Here is a 15955-nt window from a genome sequence, read left to right on the forward strand (position 1 = left end):
GCATTTAAAAAAGTTGTGAGTCGCAGCAAATAAAAAAGCAGTTCATTTAAATGAACTGCTTTTTATCATCGAACCGTTTAGGCTATGGCTACTGCAAGTGTTAAGCTTAACCTTCAGCACTCGTCTTGCTGCCAGTCTTAAGTTGCTTAGCCTCGACTTGCGCTGGAGCAGACTCGACAGAAGAGCTATTAGCACTGTTCTCAATCATCCAATAACCTAAGCCGACAAACACGCCGCCACCGACTATGTTACCTAAAGTAACTGGGATCAGATTGTTGAAAACAAAGTTCATCACCGTCAGATCCGCAAACTTATCACGACTGATGTTTAAGGCTTCAAACCAGGCCGGATCCGCAAATTGATGGATAGTGATCCCAAGTGGCACCATAAACATATTGGCGATGCTGTGTTCAAAGCCGCTACTCACAAACATAGCCACAGGCAACATCAGTAGCACAACCTTAGTCAGGACATCTTTGGTTGCAAATGTCATCCATACACCAAGGCACACCATCATGTTACATAAAATACCGAGCACAAAGGCTTGGGTCCAGCTGTGGTGCAATTTGTGCTGAGCGATGTTAAGTGCACTTAGGCCCCAACGTCCACCATCAAGTTGATACATACCAGCAAGAGTGATAAGCAGTACCATCAACATAGCACCAACAAAGTTACCAGCATACACACGTGCCCAGCACTTCATTACCGCAAGCGTACTCACTTTTTTCTGAGCCCATGCCACACTACTAAGCACAGTACTGGTAAACAACTCACCACCACAAACTACCACGAGAATAAGGCCTAAGCTGAAGGCGAGCCCGCCGATAAATCGAGTCAGTCCCCAAGAACCTTGGCTACCGGTTGTGACGGTAATGTAAAAAACAAAAGCCAATGCGATAAAAGCACCCGCAAAAATAGCAAGCCCGAAAGATTGTTTCTTTGCTTTAACAACTTTATCTGTACCATAGGTCGCGGCTTGTTGAACTAGGCTCAACTTAGCTGGCGCTGGAAGTGAGCTTTCAGCTTGAGTGCTTTTACTAGGTTGATTACTCACTGTCATTTCGTCCACCTAGCGCCACTACTTCTGTCAAAACCGAATACAAATAACATAAACTTTCTCCACAACAACAGTAATCATCAATCACTTACAGTAAAAATAAGCTTAGAAAACAGCTCAATAAAATCAAAGAGTATTAATAAACCTAAAACCCACAGGTAAATTGGTCATACCAATTTCACTTTAAGTGAAACAAGATAACATAGCTGTAAACTAAAGGCATTAAAAACGCCTTACTAATATAGTGAAATATGATCATAGTTTAATCTAGATCTAATTCTAGAAGATTTTATTGCACTAGACCCCAAGTGAACCGTGCGAAATATGGATATAGCAACAAGCAAACTGAAACGATGATTGGCACTCTTTACTCAACTGTTTCAGATATGCAATATTGCGATAACTTTATCGGCAGTTTTAGATCGCTTATGCTAGATAAATTGTATTGACGATGAGCCCATTTTCAGCTTGTCTATGTCTATTCAGGCGCGACTTTACGTCAAGACTTATACGTTAAGGCATACGTATTAAAGGCTAACGCACTAATCACTATCAGCAGAACAGTATCAATTATATCTTGTTGCCAATGTCCCAAATGAAAGATACCAGCCCTCTTCAGAGTGCGCAGCAACAAGCAACCACATGGCACAACAAAGCACACAGTTGCACCATGGCAGAGGCAAAGTTGAACAAGCTAAAAGTAACCATGGGAGCACAGTAAAACCTATAAAGTGAAGGCTAAGAGTTATTGCGCTGAAAACCGCGAAAATAACTTACACAGGCTTTTGTCGCTACAGATGACTTAGGCAAGCAACAACCGCAATCTCGCTACGGTTCAAGAAAAAATTCGCCTATCACCCACAAACTTAACATGGCGATTTTTTAATCTATAATTCATACCGCAGTCATAGTATTGTCCACTGACTAGGCTCTAATCTCGGTAGCTTTTATTACCATAAAGCGATAAAAGCAAAGGCTTGCTAACGATTTTAAAATGACCTGAAAGCTAAGCTGTGGGAATCTTGCGAAAACCAGACCAGTTTTAAGCTCAAGCAATTAAGCTAAGACGGATAAAGCGGCTATCGTTCAAAAAGTGCTACCTCGGTAACAGTTTTTGCATTTCTCAGCCAGATGAAGACTGATTTGAGTGCAGTGCTTCCTAGGTTATGCTAATATAATCATGGTTAATTGGTCTTACCAATTTAAATCTTCAGCCAGAGATGAGTGCTGGAGAATACAAGACAATTGAACTGAACAGATTACTGCGAAGTGAAATTACTTCGAAACGCGTTATATGTGAATTCACAGATCACGTGTTTAAGAATTTACTATTGGTGTATCGCGCGCCTCATTTAGAGCCAATATCGATACCCAACAACCTTATCTCAAACAGAAGGTAATTGTACGATGACCGAAAAAACTGAACAGTTTGCAGCCGCGTGGGAAGGTTTCACCGCTGGCGATTGGAAAACTGAAGTCAATGTGCGTGACTTTATTCAAGCTAACTACACTCCTTATGAAGGCGATGAGTCTTTCCTTGCTGGTGCTACTGAAGCAACAACCGAACTTTGGGACAAAGTTATGGTTGGTATTAAGGAAGAGAACCGTACTCACGCTCCTGTAGATTTTGATACTTCACGTGTATCTACTATCACTTCTCATGAAGCCGGTTACATTACTAAAGATCTAGAAACTATCGTTGGTTTGCAAACAGAAGCACCGCTTAAGCGCGCTATGTTGCCAAACGGTGGTATTCGTATGGTTGAAAGTTCTTGCGCTGCATACGGCCGTGAACTAGACGCTGACGTTAAATACGTATACTCAGAGCTACGTAAGACACACAACCAAGGTGTGTTCGACATCTATACGCCAGAAATCATGCGTTGTCGTAAGTCAGGCGTATTGACTGGTTTACCAGATGCATACGGCCGTGGTCGTATCATTGGTGACTACCGTCGTATCGCGCTATACGGTATCGATTTCCTAATGGCGGACAAGTTTGCTCAGTTCACTTCTCTTCAGTCTGATTTCGAAACTGGCGAAAACTTGTCTTACACTATGCAACTTCGTGAAGAAATTGCAGAGCAGCACAAAGCACTAGGTCAAATGAAGAAGATGGCAGCAAGCTACGGCTTCGACATCTCTTTACCTGCGACTAACGCTCAAGAAGCTATCCAGTGGACTTACTTCGGCTACCTAGCTGCTGTTAAGAGCCAGAACGGCGCGGCGATGTCTTTAGGTCGTACTTCTAGCTTCCTAGATATCTTCATTGAACGCGACATCAAGAATGGCGTGATCACTGAGCAACAAGCTCAAGAAATGGTTGACCACTTCGTAATGAAGCTACGTATGGTTCGTTTCCTACGTACTCCAGAATACGATGAGTTATTCTCTGGCGACCCAATCTGGGCTACTGAGTCTATCGCTGGTATGGGTCTTGACGGTCGTACACTTGTTACTAAGTCTAGCTTCCGCTTCCTACACACATTGTACAACATGGGTCCTAGCCCAGAGCCGAACATCACGGTTCTATGGTCAGAGCAACTACCGCTAAACTTCAAGAAGTACGCGTCTAAAGTATCTATCGATACTAGCTCTATCCAGTACGAAAACGATGACCTAATGCGTCCAGATTTCGAATCTGACGATTACGCTATCGCTTGTTGTGTAAGCCCAATGGTTGTTGGTAAGCACATGCAGTTCTTCGGCGCGCGTGCAAACCTTGCTAAGACTATGCTTTACGCAATCAACGGTGGTGTTGACGAAAAACTTAACGCTCAAATCGGTCCTAAGTCTGCTCCAATCACAGACGAAGTATTGAACTTTGATGACGTTATGGGTCGTTTAGACACTATGATGGACTGGTTAGCGACACAATATGTGTCTGCACTAAACGCTATCCACTTCATGCACGACAAGTACTCTTATGAATCAGCTCTAATGGCTCTTCATGACAGAGACGTACGTCGTACTATGGCGTGTGGTATCGCAGGTCTATCTATCACTGCTGACTCACTAGCTGCGATTAAGTACGCAACTGTTAAGCCAATCCGTGATGAAAACGGCATTGCTGTAGACTTCGACATCGAAGGCGATTATCCAAAGTTCGGTAACAACGACCCACGTGTTGATGATATCGCTACTGAATTGGTTGAGCGCTTCATGGCTAAGATCCGTCGCATGAAGATGTACCGCAACGCGATCCCAACACAGTCTATTTTAACTATTACTTCTAACGTTGTTTACGGTAAGAAGACGGGTAACACCCCTGACGGTCGTCGCTCTGGTGCACCATTTGCTCCAGGTGCTAACCCAATGCACGGTCGTGATGAAAAAGGCGCTATCGCTTCTTTAACATCTGTTGCTAAACTACCATTTGCTCATGCTCAAGACGGTATTTCTTACACATTCTCTATCGTACCTAACGCACTAGGTAAAGATGACGATGCACGTAAGACTAACCTTGCAGCACTTATGGATGGTTACTTCGCTCACAACGATAACCGTGAAGGTGGTCAACACTTAAACGTTAACGTTATGAACCGCGAAATGCTTGAAGATGCAGTAGTTAACCCAGATAAGTACCCACAGTTAACTATCCGTGTTTCTGGTTACGCAGTACGCTTTAACTCGCTAACACCAGAGCAACAGCAAGACGTTATTACCCGTACCTTTACTAAAGGTCTGTAAGTTTAATTAAGTGTCGATTGAGCTGATGCTAGCGTATGCGAGCATCAGCTAAACAGGAGTATAGATGGCAGTTATCGGTCGGATTCATTCAATAGAATCTTTTGGAACAGTAGATGGTCCTGGCATTCGGTTTATCACCTTTATGCAAGGCTGCTTAATGCGCTGCCTATACTGCCATAACCGCGACACTTGGGACTTACACGGTGGTAAAGAAATGAAAGTCGATGACTTAATGAGTCAAATCATTAGTTATCGACCTTTTCTTGAAGCCAGTGGCGGTGGTGTGACCGCAAGCGGCGGAGAAGCAATTTTACAAGCTGATTTCGTAGCTGAACTTTTCAAAGCCTGCAAAAAAGAAGGTATCCATACCTGTCTTGATACCAACGGCTTTGTTCGTAAACACACACCAATTATCGATGAATTACTCGATAATACAGATTTGGTGATGCTAGATATTAAACAGATTGATGATGCAAAACATATCGATCTGACGAATGTCAGCAACCAGCGCACGCTACAGTTTGCTGAATACTTACACAAGCGTGGGCAAAAAACATGGATTAGATATGTGGTTGTTGGTGGTTACACCGACGATATCCCATCGGCACAAGCCTTAGCTGAATTTATTAAGCCTATGACTAACGTGGAAAAGATCGAGTTACTCCCTTACCACGAGCTAGGCAAGCATAAATGGGAAGCCATGGGTGTGGATTATGAGCTTAATAATATCTCTCCGCCAAGCACAGAAACCATGGAACAGATTAAGAAAGTCTTTACCGATATGGGAATGAACGCGGTTTATTAACCGCGTTAAATATTATAACAATCAGCTAGAGCTCTTCCCAATAGCTGGCATCTAAGCGTTCGAAGGCGGCCTTTAAAATTAGCGCCATATCGAAATAACACGCTTTAGCACCAAGCGGCCGACAGTTAATCCCCATTTGCATTAACTTAGTCGATAACTGGTTACCCCAGTCGAGTAAAGATAACGGTAAAGGGTGGCGAGAACGCCAACCTAACCAAAGTAAGCCTTGTATAGGCAAACTGATAAAGAACAGTGCGATAGTTATCGCTTGGGGTAAATAACTCCAACCGTGTAGGTATAACTGGCTTGCTGCCGCTAATAAAGCCAAAAATGGCATTAACGGTAGCGCAAGTTTAGTGGCTCGCATAACGCGATACTCAGGAAAGTAATAACTGAGTTGTCGAACCATAGGCCAGGTCTTCATATAGCGACGACCTTCGCCCAAGGTTTTGAGAACTTGAATGCTCAAAGATGGCACCTATAAATAATAATACAGCCTAACTTTAGCATAAACACTCTGCCTGCCCCAAGGGCTAGCGCGAGTAAGAAACAAATGTTGCTCCTTTAAAGAGCATACTTTACGACTTCGGCTATAGTTGCCATATGAAGTTTTGTTATTCGGTGAGTCAAACGACTTCACCATTTATTGCGAAAGGTTTAAACATGTCAAACAAACTAGTATTGGTGCTTAACTGTGGTAGTTCATCTCTAAAGTTTGCAGTTATTGATGCACTTACTGGCGATGACCAAATTTCAGGTCTAGCTGAGTGTTTTGGTCTAGAAGATTCTAGAATCAAGTGGAAAGTTAACGGCCAAAAGAGTGAAGCTAGCCTAGGTGCTTTCACTGCTCACAGAGAAGCGGTTGAATACATTGTTAACGACATTCTAGGTGCTTACCCAGAAATCGCAGCTGAGATCCAAGCAATTGGTCACCGTGTTGTACACGGCGGTGAGAAATTCACTCGCTCAGTAATTATTGACGAATCAGTTATCCAAGGTATTGAAGATTGTGCAACTCTAGCACCACTTCACAACCCTGCTCACCTTATCGGTATTCGTGCTGCACAAGCATCATTCCCAGCACTACCACAAGTAGCTGTGTTTGATACTGCTTTCCACCAGACTATGCCTGAAAAAGCATACATCTACGCGCTTCCATACAAGCTATACCGTGAAAACGCTATCCGTCGCTACGGCATGCACGGTACTAGTCACCTATTCATCAGCCGCGAAGCTGCTGCTGCACTAGGTAAAGACGAAGCTGACACAAACATCATTTGTGCTCACCTAGGTAACGGCGCATCTGTTACTGCTATTAAAGGCGGTAAGAGTGTTGATACTTCTATGGGTCTAACGCCACTAGAAGGTTTGGTAATGGGTACACGTTGTGGTGACGTTGATCCTTCAGTTATCTTCCACCTAGTTAACCGTTTAGGTTACACACTAGACGAAGTTGAGTCTGTACTTAACAAGCAAAGTGGTCTGCTAGGTATTTCTGAACTAACTAACGATTGCCGTGGCATCGAAGAAGGTTTCGAGCAAGGTCATAAAGGTGCAACGCTAGCACTAGAAATCTTCTGCTACCGTCTAGCTAAGTACATCGCTTCTTACACAGTGCCATTAGAGCGTCTAGACGCAGTAGTGTTCACTGGTGGTATCGGTGAAAACTCTGACCTAATCCGTGAGAAAGTTCTTAACTCTCTAGCGATCTTCAACTTCAACGTTGATAAAGAGCGTAACGCTGCAGCTCGCTTTGGTAACGGTGGCCAAATCACTACTGATGAAGGTACTGTTGCTATGGTTATCCCTACTAATGAAGAGTGGGTTATTGCGCAAGACGCAATCGAGCTAATCAAGTAATTAAGCAAGAAAATGCAGCTAATACATAGTATTAGCTGCAGTTAGCGCAGTAAAGATTTTAGTCATACTTTGTATGACATCACCGAGTTTCAAGAGGTCAATATGTCTCGTAACATCATGCTCATTCCAGTGGGTACCGGCGTTGGTTTAACTTCCATCAGCCTAGGTATGGTTCGCGCACTTGAACGCCACGGCGTTAAAGTACGCTTTTTCAAGCCAATCGCCCAACAACGTCCAAACGACCACGGTCCAGAGCGCTCTACGACAATTTTGAGCAAGTCTCCAACCGTTAATCCACTCGAGCCATTCGAGATGGATCATGCAGAAAAGCTAATTCGTGCAGACCAAACTGACGTGTTGATGGAGCAGATCATTGCTCGTGCAACAGAATGCGCTGATGATACAGAAACCTTGATCGTTGAAGGTTTGGTACAGACTCGTAATCATCCTTTCTCTAGCGACGTTAACCATGCTATCGCTAAAGCACTTGATGCTGATATCATTTTTGTTGCCACACCAGGTAACGAAAGCCCAACAGCATTAATGAACCGTCTAGAAATTTCACATAACTCTTGGGGTGGCAGCGAAAACAAACGTCTAATTGGTGCCATTATCAACAAGATTGGCGCGCCAGTTGATGACGAAGGTCGCGCACGTCCAGATCTATCTGAAGTGTTTGATCACGACGAAATGCCTCGTCCAGATTCGGCGAGCATGTTCCAGCTTCCAGGTAAGAGCCCACTACGTATTTTAGGTAGCGTGCCTTACAACCTAGATCTTGTTGCCCCACGTGCATCAGATCTTGCTAAGCACTTAAGCGCTAAAATCATTAACGCTGGTGAGATGAATACTCGCCGTATGCGTAAAGTGACTTTCTGTGCACGTAGCATCCCGAATATGGTTACTCATATTAAAACTGACTCACTACTTGTGACTTCAGGCGACCGCTCAGACGTTATCGTATCTGCATGTCTTGCATCTATGAACGGCGTAAAAGTTGGCGCACTACTACTCACTGGCGGTTATGAGCCAGAGCCACAGATCATGGAGCTTTGTGAACAAGCTTTTGAAACAGGCTTACCAGTATTCTTAATCGATACTAACACTTGGCAAACAGCCCTAAACATCCAGCGTTTCGACCACGAAGTGCCTGTAGATGACGCGGTACGTATTGAACAAGTTCAAGAATACGTTGCAAGCCACATCGACCAAAACTGGGTTGAGAGCATCACTAAGAACTCTCCACGTGAGCACCGTTTATCGCCACCAGCATTCCGTTACAAGCTAACTGAACTTGCTCGTGCAGCGCGTAAGACTGTTGTACTACCAGAAGGCGATGAGCCTAGAACAATCGAAGCTGCAGCTATTTGTGCTGAACGTGGTATCGCTCGCTGTGTACTTCTAGGTAACCGTGAAGAGATCGAACGTATTGCTAGCCAGCAAGGCGTTGTATTAGGTGACGGCGTAGAAATCGTTGATCCTGAAACATCACGTAGCCGTTATGTTGAAGCAATGGTTGAACTACGTCGTGGCAAAGGCCTAACTGAAGTTGTTGCTAAAGAGCAATTAGAAGACAACATGGTACTAGGTACTATGATGCTTGCTCAAGGCGAAGTAGACGGTATTGTATCGGGTGCGGTTAACACCACAGCGAACACAATTCGTCCACCACTACAGTTGATCAAAACTGCGCCTGGCTCAAACCTAGTATCTTCAATCTTCTTCATGCTTATGCCTGATCAAGTATACATCTACGGTGACTGTGCGATTAACCCAGATCCAAGCGCTGAGCAGTTAGCAGATATCGCGATTCAATCTGCAGAATCAGCAATTGCATTTGGTATTGAGCCACGCGTTGCAATGATCAGTTACTCTACTGGTAGTTCAGGTACAGGTTCAGACGTTGATAAAGTACGTGAAGCGACTCGTATTGCTCAAGAAAGACGTCCAGATCTAATGATCGACGGTCCACTACAGTACGATGCGGCAGTGATGCCTAACGTTGCTCGCTCTAAAGCGCCTAACAGCCCTGTTGCTGGTCAAGCAACTGTATTCGTATTCCCAGATCTAAACACGGGTAATACAACATACAAAGCGGTACAACGTAGTGCTGACTTGATCTCTATTGGTCCAATGCTTCAAGGTATGCGTAAGCCAGTGAACGACCTATCACGCGGCGCGCTAGTAGACGATATCGTTTACACCATCGCTCTAACAGCGATTCAAGCGGCTCAAAACGAACAAGCCTAATTAGCTGCTTAGCTAACTCCATTAAAAAGCCTGCTGATGCAGGCTTTTTTGTATCTATTTATCAGAGCATAAAGTCTCTTCACGTCACTTCAAGCTTCAACTAATTTTCGCTTAGCTACATGTGCTCGTATTCACATTGCTTTACTGCAACATCTTGATTTCTTGCGTTTTCAACCATAAATTGCAATTTTATCGTCGATAATACTGGCTGCTTTGCTGTATTTTCCGGTGTCGACTGCCAATGCCACTGTGTAAGCGATGCTGCAGCATATTGATCAAACACACCTTCTGGATAAGAGTTCTTCACCTGATAGCCGCTCACTCTTCCTAGCTCATTAATACCGAAGAGAAGCTCAACACAACCCGATAGACGATCAATCGCAGCCTGAATCGGATATTGAGGCTCTACCCTTTTCGTTATCGTCCAGTATTGCTTTAATGCATCTTTCTTATCTTCAGTAGTCAAATTGAGATAATTATCAACATTAACCGTTTTTTCTGTGGTCTGACAGCCAATCGTCGCAAGCACGAAAAGGGCGAATAGTAATTCCTTGTACATTGTTGCTCCATTAAAATAGTCGTTCGGTTATAAGTATTAACGGGCTTCTTGTGAAATAAGATAGCCCTAGATAGGATAGTCCTAGATATAATGTTCGTAAATATGATGCTCTTAGACAGGATAGTGTAAATTTCCCCTTCATCGATATACGCTGTGACAATCGCATCTTCCAAGCCAGTTTCAACTTACACTGGATTTCAAAAAACTTAAATCTGTCAGAGAGTAACGTGCGCAGCCAAAGCTGCTGTACTTTGCCTGATTTCATTAATCACAATTGCGTATTCGTTGCGTGTCGCATTAGGGTGATCAATTTAGCGAGTCAGCATCTATAAAATTCAGTCCTCTTCTCAATATGAATCAGGCTCTAGCACTTTTAATACGTCGAATAACTCAGCTTCTTTACCTGTCTTTGCCTTCAATTGCGCTAAATCTAAATACAGGTAATCATAATTAGCCCCTTTACTTGTAGCCACAACATAAGCTGGACTTAAGAAGTTAAGGAACTAAGGAACTAGGTTTATGCAATTAAACCTATCATTTTTAACACTCAGTGCCACGAAACATTGAGTAAACAGAAAACGATCGCAGGATCTTTACCGTGCATCATACTGAAGGGAACCAGGGGATAAATTTGAAAGAAAACACTATCACGCATGAATGTGACAAAAAATGACCAGCCAATTTACTACTTATATTTTAGAGACTTACATAAGTTAAAAATAGTCGTCAACATACTTGTCCACAGATTCTGTGGATAACCTAAATAAGTTATTCATACAGATATGCCTTAGATCTTTCGCTAGGTCAAGCTTTTCGGCCGATCAAAATGAAAATCTTGCGTTAATGCACAGGAATCGTAATACTGCACAAAATTCATTATCTTCGATATTATGATTAAATCTGTACTTTTTGCAGCAGCCCTCTTAAGCCTAGCCGCTTGTAGCCCCTCAGAGCCCCATAGCGATGATATTCACCGTTCAGATAAGGCTTCCCTTCGTACTCCAGAGTTAACCTCTCTAGGGTTTTTAAACGCAATTTACGTTGATAAGGATGTCGAAAAAGCCAAGCTGTATGTCAATGACTCACTCAAGGAGATCTTAGGCCACTATTATATTGCCTCATCGGTACAGCGATATGTATTGAACCTGTCGATGACTGATGTTGAGCTTGAAGTTGATGACGTTGATATCGATTTCTTTCGTAAGTTTACCGATGACGTAACCGTTATAGTCAAAATTAAGGGAAAACGCGGTGGGCAAGATTGGATAGATGACCGTACCCTACGATTACACAAGCAGAATGGAAACTGGATAATAATTGAGATCATGCCTGAGAAGCGTCAGGTGAATGGTTAGTCGCTCCTTATCTGTGAGCGCAGATTTTATCTTTAAGCCCACTAGCTTAACGTCACGAAAACTCCCTACTGACATGAGTAGCTAATGAGATACTAGCGACAGAAGTCTATGTGCATAAGTAGACAACAAAAAATAGCAACCGAGTGGTTGCTATTTTAGTATTAAAACCAGCATCTACTGCTGACTTTAAGCGATTTTCCTTAATCTAAAAACGCTTCTTCATCCATTTCAACTGGTAGAGACTCTAACATCTCATCTTGTAGTTGGTAATATGCGCCTTCATATTCCTGAATTTCCATAACGACTCCGGATCTTTGATTAAGGTGTAGGGTACAAAAGCATGTCATCAATCGTGTGACATTTCGCCTTTTTTAAAAACATGCCAATTATGCATTGTCTTTAACGGCGAGTATAACAGCTTTGCCACCTGACTTACAAAAAACTTTCAGAATGAGATACAAAAAACAGCTAAAACTCACAAAAAAGCAGTGAAAAACCACAAAAGCCGGAAACCCAGGTGTAAGACTTTCAGTTTTTAATTCAAAAAAGTGATTAACAGGGAGTTTTTAACGACGAAATAATATACCTACAAGATACGATGATGTTGCTTAAGACCTCTCGTTTTCCCCTAAACTCGCCTCTACTCTCCCTCTAAAATCAAAAGTCATCTCTAAAATGAACTCATCAATCAATGCATAAGAGTAGAGCGACATAGTTAAACCAAATAGTTAAGCCATAAAAAAGGCCAAACATCATGTTTGGCCTTCAAAAAGCTGACTTTGACTAACTAGCAATGCTTTCGATATCGAAGCACCTTAAGAGCTTTGTTAGGATCCACATCTGCAAATACAGTAGGGTTTTCTAATTGCTCACAAAACACTAGGCTTGGGCTGTATTCGTTAACCTGATCCATTAAGAATTCGATACTCAGCTCTGGTGCATTTAAGCAAAGCAGCATATCGCCGTCATCTCTTAATAGCTCTGGTAGCCTCTTTAGTAAACGAGCATAATCTTTAGTCGCAACGAAGCTGCCCTTTTGATTGCTTGGCGGATCGGCAATAATCAAATCGTAAGGGCCTAACTTTGTTAGCTTACCCCATGACTTAAAGATGTCATGACCCAGAAAGCGTGCTCCGACTTTGAAATCGTTGAGTATATGGTTTTGCTTTCCAATAGAAAGAGCACCTTTGCTCATGTCGATATTCACAACTTCATCAGCTTTACCTTGCAAGGCTGCGACCGAAAAACCACAAGTGTAGGCAAATAAGTTCAGTACCTTCTTTTGAGCACTGTGTTCGCGTACCCATTGACGACCGTTTGCCATATCTAGAAACAAGCCGTGGTTTTGACCGCGCAACAAATGCACCTGAAAACAAGCACCGTTTTCAGTTACGATATGCTTTTCTGGCACTTCACCTTTAAGTATTTCTGTGTGAGTTTCACCGCCACGACGATATTGAAACACAAGATTGAGTGGCTCATTGCCTTTAAGCTCAAGCCAACGCTGTTCAATAGCTGCACATAAGCTGTCTAGCTCATCACTTTCTAATACTTTAAAACTGGTTAACAGTAAAACAGGCGAAAACCAATCGAGACAAAGATGCTCACAACCCTGAAAGCGCCCTCCTCGACCATGAAATAATCGCCCTACGTCTTCTGATAACTGAACTTGCTTTACTGCTTCAATAAATAACTGCATCAAACTCACTTTTCACTATTTTTACGAATTACTGTCTTGCTGCTCGCTCTCTACTCGAGATTGCTCTGGTTGAGCGTTTTCTAGCTGTTTATTTTCCACAGGGGCATTGGCGATGACTTTCGCCACCTGTAGCTGTTCTTCAGATACATCGTCTCCAAGTAATACAGCTAGCCAACGACCACCAGAGCTAGATTCTAAGGCGATTTTAACAATCATGGTCAATGGCACCGATAACAACATACCTACCGAGCCCAATAACCAGCCCCAAAAGATTAATGATAGAAATACCACTAAGGTCGACAAGCCAAGACCTTTACCCATATATCGAGGTTCAACTGCATTACCCATCACCATATTTGTACCTAAATACAATAAGGCGACTCCACCAGCGGCGCCAGGGCCTAATTGGATAAATGCCAACAGTACAGATGGAATAGCAGCAATAATAGAACCAATATTTGGAATATAGTTAAACAGGAATGCGATAACGCCCCATAGCAAGGCATAGTCAACACCGATAAAGTAAAGACCGACACCAATAATCAGGCCGGTGGCTAAGCTGACTAATGTCTTAATCACCATGTACTGATTAACAGAGTTCAAGAAACGATCGACTTGCTTTAAGCGCATATCGGGATCGTCTAAGGCTAGGTGCATCTTGGTCGAAAAACCATTCGACTCAAATAGGATAAAGACTACGGTCAAAATAATTAAGAACAAGTTTGCCATCACGCTCCCCACACCTGACAACATATTCGTCGTCATTGACAGGGCTACACCGGGGTCAAAATAGGCCAAGATCTGTTCTTTAGAGATCTGAATATTAAATGCGGCAAGCTTCTCAACTACCCAAGAAAACTGCTCAATTAACTGATCACGATACAGTGGCAGTTGTTTCGAAAATTCATTAATCGAAGTTCCCACCACCGAGGCTAACCATAGTCCCATCAACACAATAAAGACCATCAGCAGCAGCACAGCTAGACCACGCGGGGCACGATGACGCGTCATCCAACTAATCATTGGATTACAGATCACAGCAATAAACACTGAAAGTACAAAAGGTACAACAATCGGGCTAGCGGCTTTAATACCCGCTAGAATAACAACGATGAACGCTGAAATAGCGAAGCCTTTAAAGGCTACGCCTTGGTTCTCAAATCGTCTCATTACAATAAAATCCTTCTTGATTCACTATAATATTGATAGGGTTGTATAAACTGCTTCTAACATACACTGCAATAGGGACATCGTTTTATATGAAACCAGAAATCGCTGTGATCCGAATCAAAAACCTCAGGCTACGCACCTACATTGGGATCAAAGAAGACGAAATACAAAATAAGCAAGATGTCACCATAAATACTGTTATTCATTACTGCGCAGATAAGGCGAGAAACAGTGACAATATGGATGATGCTCTGAATTATCGCACGATTACGAAAAAGATCATTGCTTTAGTTGAAAACAACCGCTTTTCTTTGCTTGAAAACCTAACAAGCCAGGTATTGGAGATCGCAAGTGAACACTCGTGGGTTGATTTTGCCAAGGTCGAAATTGACAAGCCACACGCGCTGCGGTTCGCAGATTCAGTATCACTAGAGCTATGCTATCAAAAAGCACAGCTTTAACGGTCACTATCTCGCGCGCTGACAGCAAGGCAATTAACTTAAATTGTATCTATTTGAGCCTATGAATATTTTAATGACTGGCGCCAGTGGATTTATCGGTACGCAACTGGTCAGCGCCTTAGTACCTCAACACCAATTAACCATTCTCAGCCGTGATCCGCTTCGCGCGTCCATTAAACTTGGCGCTAAGCATCACTATTTGAGTTCATTGGATGAACTCGACGACTTAGATAAGTTCGATGCGGTTATTAATTTAGCAGGAGAGCCCATCGCCTCAAAACGCTGGACCGGAAAGCAAAGACTTGCTATCTGCCAGAGTCGTTGGACGCTCACCGAGCAACTCTCAGCACTTTTCCAAAAAAGTACCACACCACCTCATACTCTAATTAGCACCTCTGCCGTAGGTTATTATGGTAATCAAGAGCAAAATACTGTCGATGAGAGCTATCAAGCCAATCGCGCCAATAGAGCCGAGTTTACCCATCAAGTTTGTCATCGTTGGGAAGAAGGCGCGCTAAAGGCCAAGAGCGAGCAAACCCGGGTCTGTATTATTCGTATTGGGCTAGTACTTGGCCCCCATGGCGGCGCTTTGGCTAAGATGCTCCCGGCATTTAGACTAGGACTAGGTGGGCCAATTGCCGACGGAGAGCAAGGCATGAGCTGGATCCATCAATCCGATCTCGTTAACCTTTTTATCCACTTGCTCAACCATCCTAATTGTGAGGGCGTTTATAACGGCTGTGCTCCCAACCCAATTAGTAATAGCCTGTTTACTCAAGCCCTGGGCCATGTGTTAAATCGACCCGCTTTTATTCCAGTCCCAGCATTTGCCTTAAAGCTCATTCTCGGTGAGATGTCGAGCCTATTAATTGAAGGGCAATATGTTTTGCCTAAACGTACCTTGGCATCGGGATTCGAATTCCAATATCCTGAGCTTGAGGGCGCATTCAAACAGTTACTTGATTAATCTTTTCCTGTAACATAATGCGTTGACAGATAGAATAAAAATAAAAAGGGATAGCTTAGCTATCCCTTTTTATTTCGAACTA

At 43.0% G+C, this 15955-nt stretch carries 12 protein-coding genes; 7 read left to right on the forward strand and 5 right to left on the reverse strand.

The genetic code is table 11. From position 1 onward, the window contains the following. Positions 1-106: 106 nt before the first annotated feature. The gene (focA, locus tag Q1A86_RS13610) at positions 107-1060 is read right to left on the reverse strand and encodes a formate transporter FocA (RefSeq protein WP_299807447.1); all 954 of its coding nucleotides are present in this window, start codon (positions 1058-1060) and stop codon (positions 107-109) included. A 1404-nt stretch (positions 1061-2464) separates the two neighbouring features. On the opposite strand from focA, the gene pflB reads away from it, so the two are divergent. Together pflB and pflA are read left to right on the forward strand one after the other, a co-directional pair. Further along, positions 2465-4747 (forward strand): formate C-acetyltransferase, encoded by a 2283-nt coding sequence (pflB, locus tag Q1A86_RS13615; protein WP_299807449.1) that lies wholly within the window; start codon positions 2465-2467, stop codon positions 4745-4747. Positions 4748-4811: 64 nt separating this feature from the next. Continuing rightward, the gene (gene pflA, locus Q1A86_RS13620) at positions 4812-5552 is read left to right on the forward strand and encodes a pyruvate formate lyase 1-activating protein (protein ID WP_299807451.1); all 741 of its coding nucleotides are present in this window, start codon (positions 4812-4814) and stop codon (positions 5550-5552) included. A 25-nt stretch (positions 5553-5577) separates the two neighbouring features. Here pflA and yfbV read toward each other — a convergent pair whose 3' ends face one another. After that, the gene (yfbV, locus tag Q1A86_RS13625) at positions 5578-6021 is read right to left on the reverse strand and encodes a terminus macrodomain insulation protein YfbV (RefSeq protein ID WP_299807453.1); all 444 of its coding nucleotides are present in this window, start codon (positions 6019-6021) and stop codon (positions 5578-5580) included. A gap of 194 nt (positions 6022-6215) precedes the next feature. Here yfbV and ackA point away from each other — a divergent pair, with 194 nt between their 5' ends. After that, positions 6216-7412: an acetate kinase gene (gene ackA / locus Q1A86_RS13630; protein ID WP_299807454.1), complete on the forward strand. Its 1197-nt coding sequence runs from the start codon at positions 6216-6218 to the stop codon at positions 7410-7412. A 102-nt stretch (positions 7413-7514) separates the two neighbouring features. Further along, a complete protein-coding gene (pta, locus tag Q1A86_RS13635; RefSeq protein WP_299807456.1) occupies positions 7515-9662 on the forward strand; it encodes a phosphate acetyltransferase in 2148 nt (715 codons plus the stop codon). Positions 9663-9777: 115 nt separating this feature from the next. On the opposite strand, the gene Q1A86_RS13640 is transcribed toward pta, so the two are convergent. Then, complete coding sequence (locus tag Q1A86_RS13640) at positions 9778-10221, reverse strand: energy transducer TonB (RefSeq protein WP_299807458.1); 444 nt, start codon at positions 10219-10221, stop codon at positions 9778-9780. Positions 10222-11111: 890 nt separating this feature from the next. Here Q1A86_RS13640 and Q1A86_RS13645 point away from each other — a divergent pair. Then, positions 11112-11576: a hypothetical protein gene (locus Q1A86_RS13645; RefSeq protein WP_299807460.1), complete on the forward strand. Its 465-nt coding sequence runs from the start codon at positions 11112-11114 to the stop codon at positions 11574-11576. Positions 11577-12363: 787 nt separating this feature from the next. Here Q1A86_RS13645 and Q1A86_RS13650 read toward each other — a convergent pair. Further along, positions 12364-13275 (reverse strand): class I SAM-dependent methyltransferase, encoded by a 912-nt coding sequence (locus tag Q1A86_RS13650; protein WP_299807462.1) that lies wholly within the window; start codon positions 13273-13275, stop codon positions 12364-12366. A 21-nt stretch (positions 13276-13296) separates the two neighbouring features. Next, entirely contained in the window at positions 13297-14445 is a 1149-nt protein-coding gene (locus tag Q1A86_RS13655; protein WP_299807464.1) for an AI-2E family transporter, read from the reverse strand. Positions 14446-14534: 89 nt separating this feature from the next. On the opposite strand from Q1A86_RS13655, the gene folX reads away from it, so the two are divergent. Beyond that, on the forward strand, positions 14535-14906 hold the full coding sequence (folX, locus tag Q1A86_RS13660) for a dihydroneopterin triphosphate 2'-epimerase (protein ID WP_299807466.1): 372 nt from the start codon (positions 14535-14537) through the stop codon (positions 14904-14906). A gap of 61 nt (positions 14907-14967) precedes the next feature. Further along, positions 14968-15873 carry a TIGR01777 family oxidoreductase gene (locus Q1A86_RS13665; RefSeq protein ID WP_299807468.1) on the forward strand — a complete coding sequence of 302 codons (906 nt, stop codon included), beginning with the start codon at positions 14968-14970 and terminating at the stop codon, positions 15871-15873. The last annotated feature ends 82 nt before the right edge of the window (positions 15874-15955 follow it).

Source organism: uncultured Shewanella sp. (genome assembly GCF_947497935.1).
In the GTDB taxonomy this organism is placed as follows: Bacteria; Pseudomonadota; Gammaproteobacteria; order Enterobacterales; family Shewanellaceae; genus Shewanella.